The 17,666-nt window shown below is 63.4% G+C and carries 19 protein-coding genes; 8 read left to right on the forward strand and 11 right to left on the reverse strand.

What is annotated here, in order from left to right:
• Positions 1–177: 177 nt before the first annotated feature.
• From cysB to NTD82_RS26430, 3 genes are all read right to left on the reverse strand, one after another.
• The gene (gene cysB, locus NTD82_RS26420; protein ID WP_009394496.1) at positions 178–1,152 is read right to left on the reverse strand and encodes an HTH-type transcriptional regulator CysB; all 975 of its coding nucleotides are present in this window, start codon (positions 1,150–1,152) and stop codon (positions 178–180) included.
• 121 nt (positions 1,153–1,273) lie between these two features.
• On the reverse strand, positions 1,274–1,771 hold the full coding sequence (locus NTD82_RS26425) for a universal stress protein (RefSeq protein WP_095157792.1): 498 nt from the start codon (positions 1,769–1,771) through the stop codon (positions 1,274–1,276).
• An 84-nt stretch (positions 1,772–1,855) separates the two neighbouring features.
• The gene (locus NTD82_RS26430) at positions 1,856–2,764 is read right to left on the reverse strand and encodes a 5'-nucleotidase (protein WP_262130873.1); all 909 of its coding nucleotides are present in this window, start codon (positions 2,762–2,764) and stop codon (positions 1,856–1,858) included.
• 294 nt (positions 2,765–3,058) lie between these two features.
• On the opposite strand from NTD82_RS26430, the gene NTD82_RS26435 reads away from it, so the two are divergent.
• Complete coding sequence (locus NTD82_RS26435; protein WP_095157796.1) at positions 3,059–4,132, forward strand: 3-deoxy-7-phosphoheptulonate synthase; 1,074 nt, start codon at positions 3,059–3,061, stop codon at positions 4,130–4,132.
• Between the two features lie 72 nt (positions 4,133–4,204).
• On the opposite strand, the gene NTD82_RS26440 is transcribed toward NTD82_RS26435, so the two are convergent.
• The gene (locus tag NTD82_RS26440) at positions 4,205–4,486 is read right to left on the reverse strand and encodes a GNAT family N-acetyltransferase (RefSeq protein WP_095157798.1); all 282 of its coding nucleotides are present in this window, start codon (positions 4,484–4,486) and stop codon (positions 4,205–4,207) included.
• Between the two features lie 513 nt (positions 4,487–4,999).
• Here NTD82_RS26440 and oprI point away from each other — a divergent pair.
• Positions 5,000–5,251, forward strand: coding sequence for an outer membrane lipoprotei OprI (gene oprI, locus NTD82_RS26445; protein ID WP_037058464.1), 252 nt, complete (start codon positions 5,000–5,002; stop codon positions 5,249–5,251).
• 131 nt (positions 5,252–5,382) lie between these two features.
• On the opposite strand, the gene NTD82_RS26450 is transcribed toward oprI, so the two are convergent.
• The 3 genes from NTD82_RS26450 to NTD82_RS26460 all read right to left on the reverse strand — a co-directional run bounded on the left by NTD82_RS26450 (position 5,383) and on the right by NTD82_RS26460 (position 7,407).
• Positions 5,383–6,360 carry a L,D-transpeptidase family protein gene (locus NTD82_RS26450; RefSeq protein ID WP_095157800.1) on the reverse strand — a complete coding sequence of 326 codons (978 nt, stop codon included), beginning with the start codon at positions 6,358–6,360 and terminating at the stop codon, positions 5,383–5,385.
• A 103-nt stretch (positions 6,361–6,463) separates the two neighbouring features.
• On the reverse strand, positions 6,464–6,745 hold the full coding sequence (locus NTD82_RS26455) for a hypothetical protein (RefSeq protein ID WP_095157802.1): 282 nt from the start codon (positions 6,743–6,745) through the stop codon (positions 6,464–6,466).
• 56 nt (positions 6,746–6,801) lie between these two features.
• Positions 6,802–7,407, reverse strand: coding sequence for an arylesterase (locus tag NTD82_RS26460; protein ID WP_175653746.1), 606 nt, complete (start codon positions 7,405–7,407; stop codon positions 6,802–6,804).
• Between the two features lie 10 nt (positions 7,408–7,417).
• On the opposite strand from NTD82_RS26460, the gene NTD82_RS26465 reads away from it, so the two are divergent.
• The 3 genes from NTD82_RS26465 to greB all read left to right on the forward strand — a co-directional run bounded on the left by NTD82_RS26465 (position 7,418) and on the right by greB (position 11,174).
• Positions 7,418–8,101 carry an ABC transporter ATP-binding protein gene (locus NTD82_RS26465; RefSeq protein ID WP_095157806.1) on the forward strand — a complete coding sequence of 228 codons (684 nt, stop codon included), beginning with the start codon at positions 7,418–7,420 and terminating at the stop codon, positions 8,099–8,101.
• Positions 8,102–10,609 (forward strand): ABC transporter permease, encoded by a 2,508-nt coding sequence (locus tag NTD82_RS26470; protein ID WP_262130874.1) that lies wholly within the window; start codon positions 8,102–8,104, stop codon positions 10,607–10,609. It abuts the gene before it with no gap.
• Between the two features lie 91 nt (positions 10,610–10,700).
• A complete protein-coding gene (gene greB, locus NTD82_RS26475; protein WP_095157810.1) occupies positions 10,701–11,174 on the forward strand; it encodes a transcription elongation factor GreB in 474 nt (157 codons plus the stop codon).
• A gap of 24 nt (positions 11,175–11,198) precedes the next feature.
• Here the strand turns inward: greB and NTD82_RS26480 are convergent, their stop codons facing one another.
• From NTD82_RS26480 to NTD82_RS26490, 3 genes are all read right to left on the reverse strand, one after another.
• Positions 11,199–11,507 carry a hypothetical protein gene (locus tag NTD82_RS26480; RefSeq protein ID WP_262130875.1) on the reverse strand — a complete coding sequence of 103 codons (309 nt, stop codon included), beginning with the start codon at positions 11,505–11,507 and terminating at the stop codon, positions 11,199–11,201.
• A 271-nt stretch (positions 11,508–11,778) separates the two neighbouring features.
• Positions 11,779–12,213, reverse strand: coding sequence for a DoxX family protein (locus NTD82_RS26485; RefSeq protein WP_095157814.1), 435 nt, complete (start codon positions 12,211–12,213; stop codon positions 11,779–11,781).
• Positions 12,214–12,315: 102 nt separating this feature from the next.
• The gene (locus NTD82_RS26490) at positions 12,316–13,740 is read right to left on the reverse strand and encodes a transglycosylase SLT domain-containing protein (RefSeq protein WP_262130876.1); all 1,425 of its coding nucleotides are present in this window, start codon (positions 13,738–13,740) and stop codon (positions 12,316–12,318) included.
• Positions 13,741–13,905: 165 nt separating this feature from the next.
• On the opposite strand from NTD82_RS26490, the gene NTD82_RS26495 reads away from it, so the two are divergent.
• The 3 genes from NTD82_RS26495 (at position 13,906) to NTD82_RS26505 (ending at position 16,782) form a co-directional block, all read left to right on the forward strand.
• Positions 13,906–14,712: a TatD family hydrolase gene (locus tag NTD82_RS26495; RefSeq protein ID WP_262130877.1), complete on the forward strand. Its 807-nt coding sequence runs from the start codon at positions 13,906–13,908 to the stop codon at positions 14,710–14,712.
• Positions 14,713–14,807: 95 nt separating this feature from the next.
• Entirely contained in the window at positions 14,808–16,286 is a 1,479-nt protein-coding gene (locus tag NTD82_RS26500) for a methyl-accepting chemotaxis protein (RefSeq protein WP_095157821.1), read from the forward strand.
• A gap of 133 nt (positions 16,287–16,419) precedes the next feature.
• The gene (locus NTD82_RS26505) at positions 16,420–16,782 is read left to right on the forward strand and encodes an Mpo1-like protein (protein ID WP_095157823.1); all 363 of its coding nucleotides are present in this window, start codon (positions 16,420–16,422) and stop codon (positions 16,780–16,782) included.
• A gap of 3 nt (positions 16,783–16,785) precedes the next feature.
• Here the strand turns inward: NTD82_RS26505 and NTD82_RS26510 are convergent, their stop codons facing one another.
• A complete protein-coding gene (locus NTD82_RS26510) occupies positions 16,786–17,583 on the reverse strand; it encodes an acyl-CoA thioesterase (protein WP_095157825.1) in 798 nt (265 codons plus the stop codon).
• Between the last annotated feature and the right edge of the window lie 83 nt (positions 17,584–17,666).

Genomic DNA, 17,666 nt, shown 5'->3' on the forward strand with positions numbered 1-17,666 from the left:
CCCCCCCTTGTGTAGGAGCGAGCTTGCTCGCGAAGGGCTGTATGAAACGCTAACTGACTGAAATTATCCTTATCAGGGCCGCTTTTTCTTTGCGGCTTTCAAAGGCCCAAAAAGAAAGCGGCCCGCATGCGGACCGCTTTTCTCTTGCAACTTATAGCTGAGCGCTTGGAGCTGCCATCAATGGACAGGTAGTTCCACGCCTTCGAACAGCTCTTCCAGCTCCTGCTTGTTGTGGCACTGGATCGCCTTGGCCATCACTTCGCGGGTCAGGTGCGGCGCGAACTTCTCGATGAAATCGCACATGAAGCCGCGCAGGAAGGTGCCGCGACGGAAACCGATCTTGGTGATGCTGGATTCGAACAGTTCGCTGGCATCCAGAACCACCAGGTCGCTGTCCAGTTTCGGATCCACTGCCATCTTGGCGACGATGCCGACACCCAGGCCGAGGCGCACGTACGTCTTGATGACGTCGGCGTCGGCGGCGGTGAACACCACTTTCGGCGTCAGGCCACGGTGACTGAAGGCTTCGTCCAGTTTGGAACGGCCAGTGAAACCGAATACGTAAGTGACGATCGGGTATTCGGCCAGCACTTCCAGGGTCAGCTTCGGCAGCTTGGTCAGCGGGTGACCTTGCGGGACCACCACGCAACGGTTCCAGCGGTAGCACGGCATCATCACCAGGTCACCGAACAGCTCCAGCGCCTCGGTGGCGATGGCGAAGTCGACGGTGCCGTCAGCAGCCATCTCGGCGATCTGCATCGGCGAACCCTGATGCATGTGCAGGGCAACTTCCGGGTACTGCTTGATGAACGAGCTGATCACCGGCGGCAGCGCATAACGCGCCTGGGTGTGGGTGGTGGCGATCGACAGGGTGCCCTTCTTCTCGTTGGAGAATTCCTGGGCAATCTGCTTGATGCTCTCGACCTTGCGCAGGATTTCGCCCGCGGTATTGATGATGCGTTCGCCCGCCGGGGTCACGCGGGTCAGGTGCTTGCCGCTACGGGCAAACACTTCCACGCCCAGCTCGTCTTCCAACAGGCGAATCTGCTTGCTGATCCCCGGTTGGGAGGTGTACAGGCTCTGCGCTGTCGCGGAAACGTTGAGGTCGTGGTGCGCCACTTCCCAGATGTAGCGCAATTGTTGAAGCTTCATAGGTATCCCTCAGATGCTGGGCGTCACCGGCAACAGCGACGAGTTATAACTATATTAGTGGTCAGGAGAATAAATCTAGAACAATTTCATCAGTTTTCTTACAAGCACCACGGAAAATTCCTCAAACCTTTCTGCGACCGAGGTGCTGGGCGAGGGGCACCATGTACACCGGCACCGGGGACAACTGCAGAATGCGCACCGCCGTGCGCCCGATCGGAATCTCCACCCCGGCCCCGTGGGTGTGACTGCCGACAATGAGCAGATCGACACTCAGCCGCTGGGCCTGCTCGAGAATCACCTGGGCCGGATCCCCTTGGCGTACCCGCACCGCGCGTATCAGCGCCAGATCTTCCTGATCCCCCAACTCTTCGCGAAAGTTTTCCAGCACCCGCTGCTCGATATTGGCCATGACGGTGTTCACGCCCTGGCTGTGCAATTGGTCGAGGGTTTGTTCATCCAGGTAACTCTGCAGCAGTGATTCGGCGAATTGCCCCATCGGCTCCACGGCATGGATCACATAGAGCTCCGCATTGAAAGTCCGCGCCAGGGCCAGCGCGTGTTGCATGACATAAGGCGCGTACACACCAAGGTCCGTGGCATACAGCATCGAACGGATCATTGAGCCTCCTCCGACTGCCGAAACGGCAGAGCAAGCTTCAGCTTAGCAGCGCCCTGTTGATGCGCAGGCCCCGTCCAGCGGGGCTCAGCCGGGCGTGCGTTCGTTGCTGATGCCATGCGGAACATGGCCTGTGGCCACAACCCGACTGGCCCGATCGCAGTGCCCGGCCTGGTCATCGAAGAACACATCCGCGGCGAACGCTTCGAGGAACGCCGACTTGTCCAGGCCGCCGAGAAACAGTGATTCATCGAGGCGGATATCCCACTCGCGCAAGGTGCGGATGACCCGCTCGTGCGCCGGCGCCGAGCGCGCGGTGACCAGCGCGGTGCGGATCGGACAGGCGCCACTGGGAAACTCTTGCTGCAATTGATTGAGTGCCGCCAGGAACGGCTTGAACGGCCCGCCGCGCAACGGATCGCGGGCCGATTGCCGCTCGCTGGCCTGGAACGCTTCCAGGCCGTCCGATTGATAGACCCGCTCGGATTCATCGGAAAACAGCACGGCATCGCCGTCGAAGGCGATCCGCAACTCGGTAATGGCATCCCGCCGGGCACCACCCGAAAGAATCGTGGCAGCAGCGAAGCCGGCCTCCAGAGCGCTGCGCACGTCATCGGCATCGGTGGACAGGAACAGATGGCAACCAAACGCCGCCAGATAAGGATACGGACTACGCCCGCCGGCGAACGCCGCGCGGGAAATACCCAGGCCGTAATGCTCGATGGAATTGAATACCCGAAGGCCCGTGTCGGCGCTGTTGCGCGACACCAGTATCACCTCGACCCTTTGCTGGCCGAGGGCGGCATTGAGGCCCAGCAGCTTTTCCACCAGCAGGAAAGCATCGCCTGGCTCAAGGTATTCGTCTTCATGCTCGATCTGGTATTGGCGATAAGCCTCGACGCCCTCGGCCAGGTACAGCCGGTGACTCTCACTGAGATCGAACAGTGCCCGTGAGGAAATCGCCACTACCAGTTTGTCGCCCAACCCCTTGCTCATGCCTCGCCCCCGCTACCTGTCATTACCTCCGCTGCGCCAGGCTGCCGCACTGGCCCAGTGAAACATTCGATTCGCAGCCGATTATGCCTTCCATCGCAGGTCCAGCCACCCTCCAGCCACTTTAGTCGTAAAAAGGCGCTTTCAAAGGCCCATCCCACACCGGAAACGGGGTCATGCCCATTGTCGAGCCAAGGGTTTACGCGCTAAGGTTCCGCTCCCCGCTGAGCTCAATCATGCTGCTCCGCCGCACGGGGATCGCTGGCGGCCGGCATCCGTGACCTGACGAGTAACACGATGGCTGATTTACCGATCGACGACCTAAACGTTGCCTCCAACGAGACCCTGATCACGCCTGATCAGCTCAAGAAGGAGATTCCACTCAGCGCCACCGCGCTTCAGACCGTGACCGCGGGCCGTGAAGTGGTGCGCAATATCCTCGACGGCAAGGATCACCGCCTGTTTGTCGTGGTCGGCCCCTGCTCGATCCATGACATCAAGGCCGCGCATGAATATGCCGAGCGCCTCAAGGTTCTCGCTGCGGAAGTCTCCGACACTCTTTATCTGGTGATGCGCGTCTACTTCGAGAAGCCGCGTACCACCGTGGGCTGGAAAGGCCTGATCAACGACCCGTACCTGGACGACTCCTTCAAGATTCAGGACGGCCTGCACATCGGTCGCCAACTGCTGCTGGACCTGGCGGAAATGGGCCTGCCCACCGCCACCGAAGCCCTCGACCCGATCTCCCCGCAGTACCTGCAGGACCTGATCAGCTGGTCGGCCATCGGCGCCCGTACCACCGAATCCCAGACCCACCGCGAAATGGCCTCCGGCCTGTCTTCGGCAGTCGGTTTCAAGAACGGCACCGACGGCGGCCTGACCGTGGCCATCAACGCCCTGCAATCGGTTTCCAGCCCGCACCGTTTCCTCGGCATCAACCAGGAAGGCGGCGTCTCCATCGTCACCACCAAGGGCAACGCCTACGGCCACGTGGTGCTGCGCGGTGGCAACGGCAAGCCGAACTATGACTCGGTCAGCGTCGCCCTGTGCGAACAGGCGCTGAACAAGGCCAAGATCAAGCCGAACATCATGGTCGACTGCAGCCACGCCAACTCCAACAAAGACCCGGCCCTGCAGCCGCTGGTCATGGAGAACGTCGCCAACCAGATCCTCGAAGGCAACCAGTCGATCATCGGCCTGATGGTCGAGAGCCACCTGAACTGGGGCGCCCAGGCCATTCCGAAGGACCTCTGCGAATTGCAGTACGGCGTTTCCGTGACCGATGCCTGCATCGACTGGGACGCAACCGCCACTACCCTGCGCAACATGCGCACCAAGCTCAAGGACGTGCTGCCGAAACGTCGCGGCTGATATACGCCACAAACGAAAACGCCGGGCAATTGCCCGGCGTTTTCGTGTCTGTAGGGTGCAAGCCTGGAAAGGTCAGGCCTTGGAAGAATGCTTGTGGTGTCGTTCCATGTAACGTTCGACATAAGAGCAGGAAGGAATGACGGTGTAGCCACACTCTTCGGCGTAGGCCAGTGCCCGCTCGGTCAATGCCGCGGCAATACCGCGACCACGCAGGGCGTTGGGCACGAAGGTGCGATAGATATCCAGAGTCTGCTTACCCAGGTCCATGTAAGTCAGGTAAGCACGATGACCGTCCACATTGGTCTCGAACTGATGACCCTTTTGGTCATGGTGGATGGACAACGCCTCGCTCATCACTACTCCTCGCGGGTCTTGTAATAAAACCCTACCTTAACCGATGTTTGTCCGGCGAAGGAACCTCTACGCCACCCCGTGCCCCGTTGGACAGCGAGAAGAGCCTGATCGTTCTCGGGCAACTGAGCACGTAACAAATAGTAGGCGCCCAACGCGGGGATGCTCAAGGTACTGGTCGGAAAATTTCCGCACTTGAGACCGGCCGACGATGCCAGCGGGCAACGTCCTGAGAACAGCAACCGGATGATCTAGTGCTTATGACGCAACCTGACATTTAAAGTCACCATTAGTTCAAGAAAAACTACTTTTACAAGAATGCGTTACAGCCTCCAGACGCAACAATTGCACGGTTTTCGCGGCTCCTGACTGTCAAGAGCAAGCGCGGCGCAATTTTTTTCCAATTCTTGCGCTCAGTCAGTTTACTTACTACAAGTAATGGGTACTATGTACGCCGGCCAGTTTCTCTTTGTTGAGAGATGGCTCTTTAATAGAAAGTCCTTGAAGGGGAACACGATGAACAACGTTCTGAAATTCTCTGCTCTGGCTCTGGCCGCAGTTCTGGCTACCGGTTGCAGCAGCGTCTCCAAAGAAACCGAAGCTCGTCTGACTGCTACCGAAGACGCAGCAGCTCGTGCACAAGCTCGTGCTGACGAAGCGTATCGCAAAGCCGACGACGCTCTGGCTGCCGCTCAGAAGGCTCAGCAAACTGCTGATGAAGCCAACGAGCGCGCTCTGCGTATGCTGGAAAAAGCCAGCCGCAAGTAATAATCCTTCGGGGTTGTTATTTAGAAGCCGACCCACTTGTGGGTCGGCTTTTTTATTGCCGGCAAGATAACAACACCCTCAAACGACAAGGCCCGCCATTAAGGCGGGCCTTGGTGTAACACCGATGAAACTTACTGCTCTTGGTAAGGTGCGCTGGAAATGATTGGCACTTCGCCACCTACCCCGTTCGGTACAGCAATTTCTACCGGCATGCCGTCTTCGGTCGCGACCACATCGCGAACCATGTCCCAGTTCATCTGCACGTTCTTGGCCAGGTCTTCACGCTTGAGCAGCGCGTTGATCACCGCGGTGTGCTTGTCCACCACCGACGGATCGCCCTTGTCGTCCAGCGGAGTGTGCGCCTCGAGGTAAACCTTGCCGCCACTCATGCCGAACTTGTACGGCTCGTTGATGATCCGCACTGGTGTACCCACTGGCGCCATCTTGGCCAGTTCCAACACGTTGTTGTTGAACATGCGGAAGCAGCCGTGGCTGGTGCGCATGCCAATGCCGAACTTCTTGTTCGAGCCGTGGATCAGGTAGCCCGGCACGCCCAGGGTGAACTTGAACGGACCTAGCGGGTTGTCCGGGCCGGCCGGCACCACGTTCGGCAGGGGGTCACCGTCAGCAGCGTGCTCGGCCTTGATCGAGGCCGGCGGGGTCCAGGTCGGGTTCGGCGTCTTGGCCGTCACCTTGGTCTGGGCGATGGGCGAACCCCAGCCTTCACGACCGATACCCAGCGGGTAGGTATGCACCACGTTCTCCCCTTTCGGGAAGTAGTACAGGCGGTACTCGGCGAGGTTGATGACGATGCCTTCGCGCGGGCCCGGCGGCAGGATGAAGCGGGTCGGCAGGATGATCTCGGTGCCGGCGCCCGGCAGCCAGGGGTCGACACCCGGGTTGGCCGCGACCATTTCCAGGTAGCCCAGGTCACTGGCCGTGCCGATATCGGCGAAGGTGTCCTCGTACTTGGCCTTGATCACCTGGACCTGGCCAATGATGTCTTCGCCAGGTGGCGGCAGTGGGAACTCCAACGCGGCAACGGGACCTGCCGACAGCAGGGCGGCCAGGGACAGGCAACGGGTGACGGCGGGAAAGCGCGGCAACATCCGGGAAATCCTTCGCAAATTCGGGGTGAAGGCGGCAATTGTACACCTCTGCCGAAACAATCGGGAGGCATCGCCGCTGGATGGTGAGAGGGCGGAGCGGTGCTTAAAGTTCCGGCCAGACAGGTCGCGTACCGCGGCGCTGGGCCTCGAGGATGGCCCGGCACAACGGGCACAGGCGGCGATCACGGTAAATCGTGTTCGGCACCCCCGACCAGCGCGGCTGCGCCGGTAGCAGGGTGCCGCACAGGGTGCGGTCGGCCGAGCCCGCCAGTTCGAGTTGACGGGCGACCAGATGCACACGGATTTCCTGGCAGGCGAAGAGATCGAGCTGTTCGTCAGGTTCGATCAATTGATAGGCATACAGGGACCAGGCGGGACGCGGCATCGGGGGCTCCAAATCGGGGGCGCAACATTAGCCGAAAGCCGGTCACTATAAAAGCGTCAAAGCAGCGGTTTTATTGCCGGCCAGGCATTTTCCAGCAACCTGGACTGGCCCCCTTGCGCCGGATGGATGCCATCCGCCTGCATCAGTTCGGGAACACCCCCGACGCCCTCCAGGAAAAACGGCACCAGCGCGATGTTTTTCTGGGTAGCCACGTCGGTATAGACCTGAGCGAAGGCCTTGGTGTAACGCTGGCCATAGTTGGGCGGCAGTTGCATGCCCAGCAGCACGACCTTGGCCCCAGCCTTGCGGGACTGGTCTACCATCGAAGCAAGATTTTGTTGCAATTGCGCAGGAAGCTGTCCCCGCAGGCCGTCATTGCCTCCCAGTTCCAGCACCACCAGGCTCGGTTTGTGCGCTGCAAGCAGCGCCGGCAGCCGCGCCTGGCCTCCGGCACTGGTATCGCCACTGATCGAGGCATTGACCACTTTGTCGCTGTAACCCTCGTTGCTGAGCCGCTGTTCCAGCAGCGCGACCCAGCCCTGTCGGGTATCCAGGCCAAAAGCGGCACTGATACTATCGCCGACGATCAATACCGTACCCGCCGTTGCGCTCTGCGCCATGCACAGCAAGGCCAGACCAGCACTCAATAACCACACTCGCATCGGATTCTCCATGGGCCCCAGCATTCTCACTGCGCGGAACCTTAGCAAAGTGGTTCCCAGCGCGGAAGGCAACCTCACCATCCTCCACGAACTGTCCCTGGACCTCAACGAAGGCGACAGCCTCGCCATCGTCGGCGCGTCCGGCTCGGGCAAGTCCACCCTGCTCGGCCTGCTGGCCGGGCTCGACCAGCCCAGCGCAGGCTCCGTCACCCTGGCCGGCCACGACCTCGGCCCGCTGGACGAAGACCAGCGCGCCAAGGTGCGCGCCGAACACGTCGGTTTCGTGTTCCAGTCGTTCCAGTTGCTCGACAGCCTCAACGCCCTGGAAAACGTCATGCTGCCGCTGGAGCTGGAAGGCCGCCGCGATGCCCGCGAGCACGCCCGCACCCTGCTCGAGCGGGTCGGCCTGGGCCAGCGCCTGAGCCATTCGCCGCGCCAGCTCTCCGGCGGCGAGCAACAACGGGTAGCGATCGCCCGGGCCTTCGCCGCCGAGCCGGATGTGCTGTTCGCCGACGAGCCCACCGGCAACCTCGACAGCCATACCGGTGAACGCATCAGCGACCTGCTGTTCGAACTGAACAAGGAGCGCGGCACCACCCTGGTGCTGGTGACCCACGACGAACGCCTGGCCCGGCGCTGCCGCCGCCAGATCCGCCTGGACGCCGGCCATCTGGTCAGCCCGATGGAGCCCTAGATGGCACGCCTGTCCTTTCTGCGCCTGTTCAACCTTGCTCTACGCCAACTGCTGCGCGATGCCCGCGCCGGTGAACTGCGGGTGCTGTTCTTCGGCCTGCTGATCGCGGTGGCGGCGAGCACCGCCATCGGCTACTTCGGCGCCCGCCTCAACGGCGCCATGTTGCTGCGCGCAACCGAATTCCTCGGCGCCGACCTGGTGCTGCAAGGCAGCTCGCCGGCCAGCGCCGAGCAGATCGAGCGCGGTACAGCGCTGGGCCTGGCCCATGCGCGGGTGGTTGAATTCTCCAGCGTGATCGCCACCGACAACGGTATCCAGTTGTCCAGCGTCAAGGCCGCCGACGCGGCCTATCCGTTGCGTGGCGAACTGCGCAGCGCGCCCGAGCCTTACGCCGCCGAAACCACAGGCGGCGGCCCGGCCTCCGGCGAAGCCTGGGCCGAGCCGCGCTTGCTGGCGGCCCTCGACCTGAAGATCGGCGACAGCATCGACGTCGGCATGAAAACCCTGCGCCTGAGCCGGGTGCTGACCTACGAACCGGACCGCGCCGGCAATTTCTACAGCCTGACCCCACGGGTGATGATCAACCTCGCCGACCTCGACGCCACCGGCGTGGTCCAGCCCGGCAGCCGGGTGACCTACCGCGAGCTGTGGCGCGGCGACAACCTGATACTCGCCGACTATCGCCAGGCGCTCGAAGCCACCTTGGCGCCCAACCAGCGCATCCGCGACGCCCGCGACGGCAACCAGCAGGTCGGCGGCGCCCTGGGCAAGGCCGAGCGTTACCTGAACATGGCCAGCCTGGTCGCGGTGCTCCTGGCCGGTGTGGCCGTGGCGCTGTCCGCCAGCCGCTTCGCCGTGCGACGCTTCGATGCCAGCGCCCTGCTGCGTTGCCTGGGTCTGTCGCGGCGTCAGGCGCTGAGCCTGTTCTGCCTGCAACTGGCGATCCTCGGCAGCCTCGCCGCCCTGGCCGGCGCCCTGCTCGGCTGGCTGGCGCAATTGGGCTTGTTCGCCCTGCTCGACGGCCTGCTGCCGGCGGAGATTCCCGACGGCGGCATCACCCCGGCGCTGGCCGGGATCGCCACCGGCCTGGTCGCCCTCGCCGGCTTCGCCCTGCCCCCTCTCGCAGCGCTGGGCCGGGTTCCGCCACTGCGGGTGCTGCGCCGCGATCTGCTGCCGGTGCCGGCGAGCAGTTGGCTGGTCTACGGCGCGGCGATCCTCGCCCTCGGCCTGATCATGTGGCGCCTGAGCCTCGACCTGCTGCTGACCTTCGCCCTGCTCGGTGGCGGCCTGATCGCCGCGCTGTTGCTGGGCGGCCTGCTCCTGCTCGGTTTGCGCAGCCTGCGCCGCTTGCTGGCCGGAGCACCGCTGGCCTGGCGACTGGGCCTCGGGCAACTGCTGCGCCACCCGCTGGCGGCGGCCGGCCAATCGCTGGCATTCGGCCTGATCCTGTTGGCGATGGGCCTGATCACCCTGCTGCGCATCGAGTTGCTGGACACCTGGCACAACCAGTTGCCCGAAGATGCGCCCAACTATTTCGTGCTGAATATCCTGCCGGACGACAAGGCCAGCTTCGCCAGCCAACTGGAAGGCTTCTCCAGCCATGCCGCGCCGCTTTATCCGGTGATCCCCGGCCGCCTGACGCAAATCAACGGCGAGGCGGTGAACCAGATCGTCAGCAAGGAATCCACCGGCGACCGCGCAGTGCAACGTGACCTGAGCCTGACCTGGGCAGCCGACCTGCCCGAAAGCAACAGCCTCAGCGCCGGACAGTGGTGGCAGGGCCAACCGGCGGCGGACGCGCTGCCCGGCGTGTCGGTGGAGTCGGAGCTGGCGGAAAGCCTCAAGCTCAAACTGGGCGACCGCCTGACCTTCGTCATCGGCGGGGAGGAGCGTGAGGCCCAGGTCAGCAGCCTGCGCACGGTCAACTGGGACAGCTTCCAGCCGAACTTCTACATGATCTTCCAGCCCGGCACCCTGCAGGGACTGCCGACCACCTACCTGACCAGCTTCTACCTCGCACCGGGTAACGACCAGCAAGTGGTGGCCCTGTCCCGCGCCTTCCCGGCGACCACCATCCTTCCGGTCGATGCCTTGCTGGAGCAACTGCGCAGCATCCTCGCGCAGGTCACCCTGGCGGTGCAGTACGTGCTGCTGTTTGTGCTCGCGGCCGGGCTGGCGGTGTTGTTCGCCGGCCTGCAGGCGACCCTCGACGAGCGCATCCGCCAGGGCGCCCTGCTTCGTGCACTCGGCGCAGGCCGGGCCTTGTTGGTCAAGGCGCGGCGGATCGAGTTCGGCCTGCTCGGCGCGGCCAGCGGCCTGCTCGCGGCGATCGGTTGCGAGCTGATTACCTGGGTGCTCTACCGCTTCGCCTTCGACCTGCACTGGAGCCCGCACCCGTCGCTGCTCCTGCTGCCGCTGGCCGGCGCGCTGCTGGTCGGCGGTGCCGGCGTGGTCGGCACCCGCCGCGCGCTCAACGCCAGCCCGCTGACGGTGCTGCGCGAAGGCTGAGCCCTGCGTGCCCGCCACCGGCAGCCTGTACCGCTGCCGGTTCGGCGGGTACTCTTTGCGGCCTGACGTATCGCCCGCCCAGGAGAAGGCATTGGCTACCAACATCATCACCCGAAAAGGCCACGAGGCGCTGAAGGCGGAGCTGGATCACCTCTGGCGCGTGTACCGCCCCGAAATCACTCAGAAAGTCACCTGGGCCGCCTCCCTTGGCGACCGCAGCGAAAACGCCGACTACCAGTACAACAAGAAACTGCTGCGCGAAATCGACCGCCGCGTGCGCTATCTGCGCAAGCGCCTGGAAGACGTGAAAGTGGTGGACTACCGCGCAGAGCAGGAAGGCAAGGTGTTCTTCGGCGCCTGGGTGGAGATCGAGAACGACGCCGGCGAGCAGATGAAATTCCGCATCGTCGGCTATGACGAGATCTATGGCCGTAACGACTACATCTCGGTGGACTCACCCATGGCCCGCGCCCTCCTGAAGAAAGAAGAAGGCGACGAGGTGGTGGTGCAGACGCCGAGTGGCGAGGCGGTCTGGTACGTGAACAGCATCAGCTATCCACAGTGACGCTTCGCCGCCGCGGCAACGACCTCAGGCGCGGGTAATCAGCCCTTGGCGGGCGATGCGGGTCAGGTGGCCGATCATTTCGGCGGCGTCTTCGCGGGCTGGCGACTGCACCACGGCGAGGTCGAAACGGTCATTGGCGTAGTCGGCGAGGGACGCAACGTTATCGACGAACTGGATCAACAATGCGGTAGCGCGGCCTTTGCGACGAGGCCAGCCATCGAGGAGGCGAACGAGGGTGGGTTGGTGCGGACCGATCAGCAGGACGCGCGGGGTGCGGGCCGACTGGCTGGAAGACAGGGGGGTCAGACAGACAATGGAACGTGGGCAACTCATGGAGTCATATTCTCCGCCTCGCAGATCCCGCTGGGCTGCGGTGGGAGGCATCACCGAACCAGCGTTTTAGCGGTATTCGGATCACCTCGAAGGGCTCTCCCGCGCCCCGCAAGTAGCTGTTTAAATCGGCGCAAGTGCGAATCCTAGAGAAGCGGCTGGCGGACTGTCAACACGACTTATGGCAAAAGGCTTACATCTGCCAGCCTCATCCGGGCATCGCTTGTGGGAGCGAGCTTGCCCGGGGACCGCAATTCGGCCCCCGGGCAAACCTTCAACTCTTGGAGATGGCCGCATCCACCGAAGCCCGCCCTGCCCCTTCGAACAACACCGCCACCGCGCCACCCAGCAGCGCCAGGGCGAACTCGTAGCCGTTGTTGGCCATGAACAGGCCGTTGTGGATGTGTACCGAGAAGATCGCCACCAGCAACAGGCCGATCAGCGCCACCGCCGCCGGCCGTGCCAGCAGGCCGATCACCAGGGCCAGGCCGCCGAAGAATTCGGCGCCGCCGGACAAGGCCGCCATCAGGGTGCCGGGGGTCAGGCCGAGGCTTTCCATGAACTGAGCGGTGCCCGCCAGACCACCGCCGCCAAACCAGCCGAACAGCTTCTGCGAACCGTGAGCCATGAAGATGATGCCGACGAAGATGCGCAGGACGGTCATACCCCAGCCAGCGCGGGTGGTCATTACGGAGTGGAGGGCGTTCATGCTGTATTCCTTACAAGGTGTGATGTGGTGTTGGCGCCATAATAATCATATTACTCAATATGAAAATCGCAATTAACCCATCATTAGAATCGAATAATTTGATTATTTTCGATTCGCCACCTTGCGCGTCCGGGAGGACTCCAACGCCTCCCGCTCCCGGTCGAAGGCCAGGAAGTACTTGTTGACGCTATTAACATAGCTGACCGGCCCCATTCCTACCTGCTCAAGGGCCACCCGCTCCACCTGGAAGAACCACTGGTTGTGATTGAGGCCGCGGCGGCGGGCCTCGGCGCGCATCGCCTGGACCCGCTCGGGGCCAAGGTTGTAGGCCGCCAGCACGAAGGCCATGCGCTCGCGCTCGTTGAGTTGGTTGCTGGCAAAGAACTTACGGCGGATCAGCGCCAGGTAGCGGGCGCTGGCCTGGACATTGCCGTCGACGCTGTTGATATCACTGACCCCGACCCGCTGCGCGGCGCCCGGGGTCATCTGCATCAGGCCGTGGGCACCACCGGCACCGCGGGCGGCGGGATTGAGCGAGGACTCCTTGAACGCCAGCGCGGCGAGATTGAGCCAGTCGAGGTTCTGCGCCTCGGCGTGCTTCTGCAGGACCGGACGCAGGTTGTCGAGGCGCTGGCGGTTGGCCTTGGCCAGCGGGTAGTGAACCTTGTACAGACGGCGGTAGATGCGCTCGAAGGCCACGTCCTGGTCCGCCGGCACGCGGTATTCCTGAAGGAAGCGGTCGACGCTGGCGTGCAGCATCACCGCGTCGCGGCGCATGTACCAGTGCATGTTCTCCGGCGCGGTCAGGCTGACCCGGCGCTGGATCTGCAACTTGGGCATGACCTTGCTCCAGCGCTCGGCGATCGGTTGCTCCACCACGGTGAGCGGCAGGATCCCGGCCTGGACCATCTCCAGCACGTCTTCGACCGCCAGGCTCGGGTCGATCCATTCCACCTTGATCGGCGCCAGCTTGCGCAAGGCGAGTTTCTGGTTGATCTCGTGCAGGGTGTCGCCGGCGGCGCTGCCACTGGGCAGTGCCACGCTGCGGCCGGCAAGCTGTTCGACCTTGCCATACACCCGCTCGCCCTTGCGCCCCACCAGCACCAGCGGCACCTGGGTCATCACCGGGTCGCTGGAGCTGACGCCACGGATCGACACCGGATCGAGCAACTCACCCGGCGCCACCAGATCGCCTTCGCCGCGCTGCAGGGCGCTGATCAACTGGTCCTTGGCCTTGGGAATCAACTTCAGACGCAGTTCCTGGCCGTCACGGGCGCGGGCATTAAGGTAATGTTCGAAGGCGCGCAGGCGGTGGTATTCAACGCCATAGGACTGGCCCTTGACCTCGCCGGAGCTGTTGCGGCTCTGGTTGACCAGCACCCGCAGTTCGCGGCTGGCGCGGATCTGCGCCAGGTCGCGGGTCTTGTCGTTGCTGACCACCTGCGGCGGACCGGGCAGGCGCGCGCTGGCCGACCCTGGCAGCAGCAGTCCGGTACACAGCAGAATCATCAGTAACGCTCGCGTCATCCGGGCTCCGGCAACAGGCCGCGATGGGGTGTCGGGGGTCATACTCTGCAGCAGGTCCATGACAATTGACCGCAAAAGACCGTGACAACTCATTGAAGTTCTTGTGTTTATTGATATTTTTTGGCGCAACCAGCGCCCATCTGCGGCAAATTCCGAGGTAGCACCATGCAACTCATCGACATCGGCGTCAATCTGACCAACTCCAGTTTCGCCGGCAAACACCAGGCCATTCTCGAGCGCGCCGAGGCTGCGGGCGTGCGGCAAATGCTGCTGACCGGCACCAGCCTGGCGGGCAGCGAAGAGGCGCTGGAGCTGTGCCAGCAGCTGGACGAGAGCGGCCAGCGGCTGTTTTCCACCGCGGGTGTTCACCCCCACGACGCCAGCCACTGGGACGCCGACAGCCCGCGCCGCTTGCGCCACTTGCTGGAGCAGCCGCGGATACAGGCGGTGGGAGAATGCGGGCTGGATTTCAACCGCGATTTCTCGCCGCGCCCGCAACAGGAAAAAGCCCTGGAAGACCAGTTGGCCCTGGCGGTTGAACTGCAGATGCCGGTGTTCCTGCATGAGCGCGACGCCAGCGAGCGCCTGCTGCATATCCTCAAGGACTACCGCGACCACCTCACCGCCGCCGTGGTGCACTGCTTCACCGGCGAGCGCGAGGCGCTGTTCGGCTACCTCGACCTCGACCTGCACATCGGCATCACCGGCTGGATCTGCGACGAACGCCGCGGCACCCACCTGCATCCACTGGTGGCCAGCATTCCCGAAGGCCGGCTGATGCTGGAAAGCGATGCGCCCTACCTGCTGCCGCGCAGCCTGCGGCCGAAGCCGAAAAGCGGGCGCAACGAACCCGCCTTTCTCCCGGAAGTGTTGCGCGAAGTTGCCCTCCATCGGGGTGAGTCCGTGGAGCAGGTGGCAGCCCACACGACCCGCTGTGCACAGCGCTTTTTCAGCCTGCCCGAGCTGGCTTGACACATATCAAGATTTATTGCTGATTAGTCGAACAGAATGCTGGCACCTTGCCAAAAAACTTTCCGCTTAAACGCTTAACTCAGAGAAGACCTACCATGGGTGCCTGGCTTAGCAATATCTCCCTGAAGTACAAGTTCTGGGCTGTCAACGCGGTCGCTTTCGTCACCACGCTGTTCCTGGTGTTGTACGCGGTGTTCCTCGAACAGCAGGCGCGGGTGGAAGAAGCCCAGAGCCGGGCCGTCGCCGAAGCACGCTTGCTGGCCGCCTGGCCGGCGGGACAGGCGTTGCCGCAGAGTCCGCACGTCCTGACCTTCACCCCCGGCCAAGTGCCCAACTACCAGGGCAAGCCCCTCGAATCCGTGGCCAACGCCAGCGGTTGGGTGACGATCGAGCCCTATGCGGTCTTCGGCGATGATCCGCTGGCCGGTGCCCAGGTCATCAGCCGTGACGGCCAACGGGTCGCCGTGCTGGCGCCGTCGCCGAGCTTCGTGCAGGTGTATGGCGACCGCTTCGGCAACTACGCGGTGTGCGTGCTGATCCTGATGCTGGCGATGCTCTGCGCCTCGCAGTTGCTGATCCGTTTCCTGCTGGCCCAGCTCAACATCCTCAAGGACGTGATGCTGCACGTCGAGAAGACCGGCGACCTCTCGGCCCGGGTGCCGCTGGCCTGCCACGACGAGATCGGGCAGATGGCCACGGCCTTCAACGCCATGCAGACCACCTACCACCGCGTGGTGAACACCGTCGCGCTCACCGCCGCGCAGCTCGATTCCGGTGCCGCGCGCCTGGCCTCCAGCATGAGCGATGTGCGCCACGGCATGCTTGGCCAGCAGAGCGAAACCGACCAGGCAGCCACGGCGATCAACGAGATGTCCGCGACCGTCTACCACATCGCCCAGCATGCCGGCGCCACCCGCGACCTGTCGCAGACCGCCGACACCCTGGCCGGCAGCGGCCAGCAAGTGGTCAGCCGGGTGCAGACTTCCATCGCCGGGCTGTCCAGCGGCGTGCAGCAGACCGCCGAGATGATTCGCCAACTGGCCGAGGACAGCCAGAAGATCAACGGCGTGGTCAATGTGATCCACAGCATCGCCGAACAGACCAACCTGCTCGCCCTCAACGCCGCCATCGAGGCTGCCCGTGCCGGCGACCTGGGCCGTGGCTTCGCGGTGGTGGCGGATGAAGTGCGCAACCTGGCCAAACGGGTGCAAAGTTCGACCGACGAAATCACCGACATGGTTTCGGCCTTGCAGGCCGGGACCCGCGACGCAGTGGAGTTCATGACCGAAAGCTCGTTCAAGGCCGACGATTGCGTCAAACAAGCGCAGGAAGCCGGCGAAGCCCTGGCAGAAATCACCGCGGCGGTGGCGCAGATGCGCGAGAGCAACACCCAGATCGCTGCGGCGGCCGAAGAGCAGAGCCATGTGGCCGAGGAAATGAATCGCGCCGTGGTGAGCATTCGCGACGTGACCGAAGACACGGTGCAGCAGACGGTGTCGTCGGCGACCACCAGCGATGAACTGGCAACCCTGGCCGGGGAATTGAACAAGGTGATCGGGCAGTTGAAGTTGTAGAGCGTTCGAGGGCGTCACCGCTGCGGTTCGGCGCCCTCACCTATCCCCGTCATCAATCCCGTCAATTGGCCTCTCCCAAAGGCCAGAACTACTCTTCAGACACGCACCACCGAAAAGTCTGAGGACATCTCATATGAGCAAACGCCTGCCCAACCTGCCCGCCTGGCAATGGCGTGGCTACTCCAACAATCACCGCAACCCGACCAATCTGGTCTTGCACCTGATCGCCGTGCCGCTGTTCATCATCGGCACGCTGCTGGTGTTGTCGGGACTGTTCGAACTGGACCTGGGCGAGATCGCCGTGGGTGTGATCGGCCTGCTGGCGGGGCTGGGGCTGCAACGCCACGGGCATCGCCTGGAAGCCGAACAGCCGGAGCCGTTCAGCAACCGGCAGGATGCAGTGAAGCGCCTGCTCACCGAGCAGTTCGTCACCTTCCCGCGCTTTCTCTTCAGTGGTGCGTGGTGGCGCGCCTGGCGCGAACGCCACCGTCACTGACACCTAGGCGAACACAGTCACCGTCTGCCGGCTGATCGCCAACAGCTCGCCACGTGCGTCCCACATGGCTGCAGCAGTGTGGCCATAGCCATCACGGGCGTGCTCGATGTCCGCGCAGTATTGGCACCAGTCCAAAGTGCTGAGGCTGGCCACCGGCTGGACGAATTCGATGGTCCAGGTCAGGGTGCTGCCCGCTGCCGGTTTGCTCAGGTGCGGCAACAATGCCGGCGGCCAGGCGTCCACCAGCGCCAGCAGATGCGCTTCGGTCACCGGCTCTTCCACCGCGTCCTTCAAACGCACCCAACCGCCCATGCTGCGCAGCGGCTTGTTGCTGAACGGCATGGCGCCGATCCCCCAGCGCATGGACAGGTAGCGGATGTATTCCGGGGTTGCGCCGGGGATGTACGGCAGTTCCGGACTGGAGTCTTCCAGGCTTTTCATTTCCCTCGCCGGCAACGCCGGCACATCGATGACCGAGGTACGCCCGGCGCCGAAGCTGCCCTGGATCAGGGTCACGGTCTGGCCGTTCTGGATTGCCCGGCCCAGCAGCGAACTCACTGCGCGGCCCTCGCGGAGCATTTCCACTTCAAAACTGATGGGCACGCCCGGCTCGGCGGGGCCGACGAAGGTGATGGCCAACGAACGCACCGGACGCTCCGGCGACACCTTGGCGTGCATGGCCTCATAGACCAGCGCCGCCATCAGACCGCCGAAACAGGCGCGGCCTTGTGCCCACTCGGCGGGAATGACCACTTCCTGCGGGCGCTGACGGACAGCGGTGAGCAGCTGGGAAAAATTCATGCGGACCTCGCCTACGGAAAAGTCCCACGATCTTAAGAGGAGATAGCCCGCCCCAGCAGGCCGCATAACTGCCAATTCAGCGC

It is taken from the genome of Pseudomonas sp. 5P_5.1_Bac1 (genome assembly GCF_025466015.1).
Lineage (GTDB): Bacteria > Pseudomonadota > Gammaproteobacteria > Pseudomonadales > Pseudomonadaceae > Aquipseudomonas.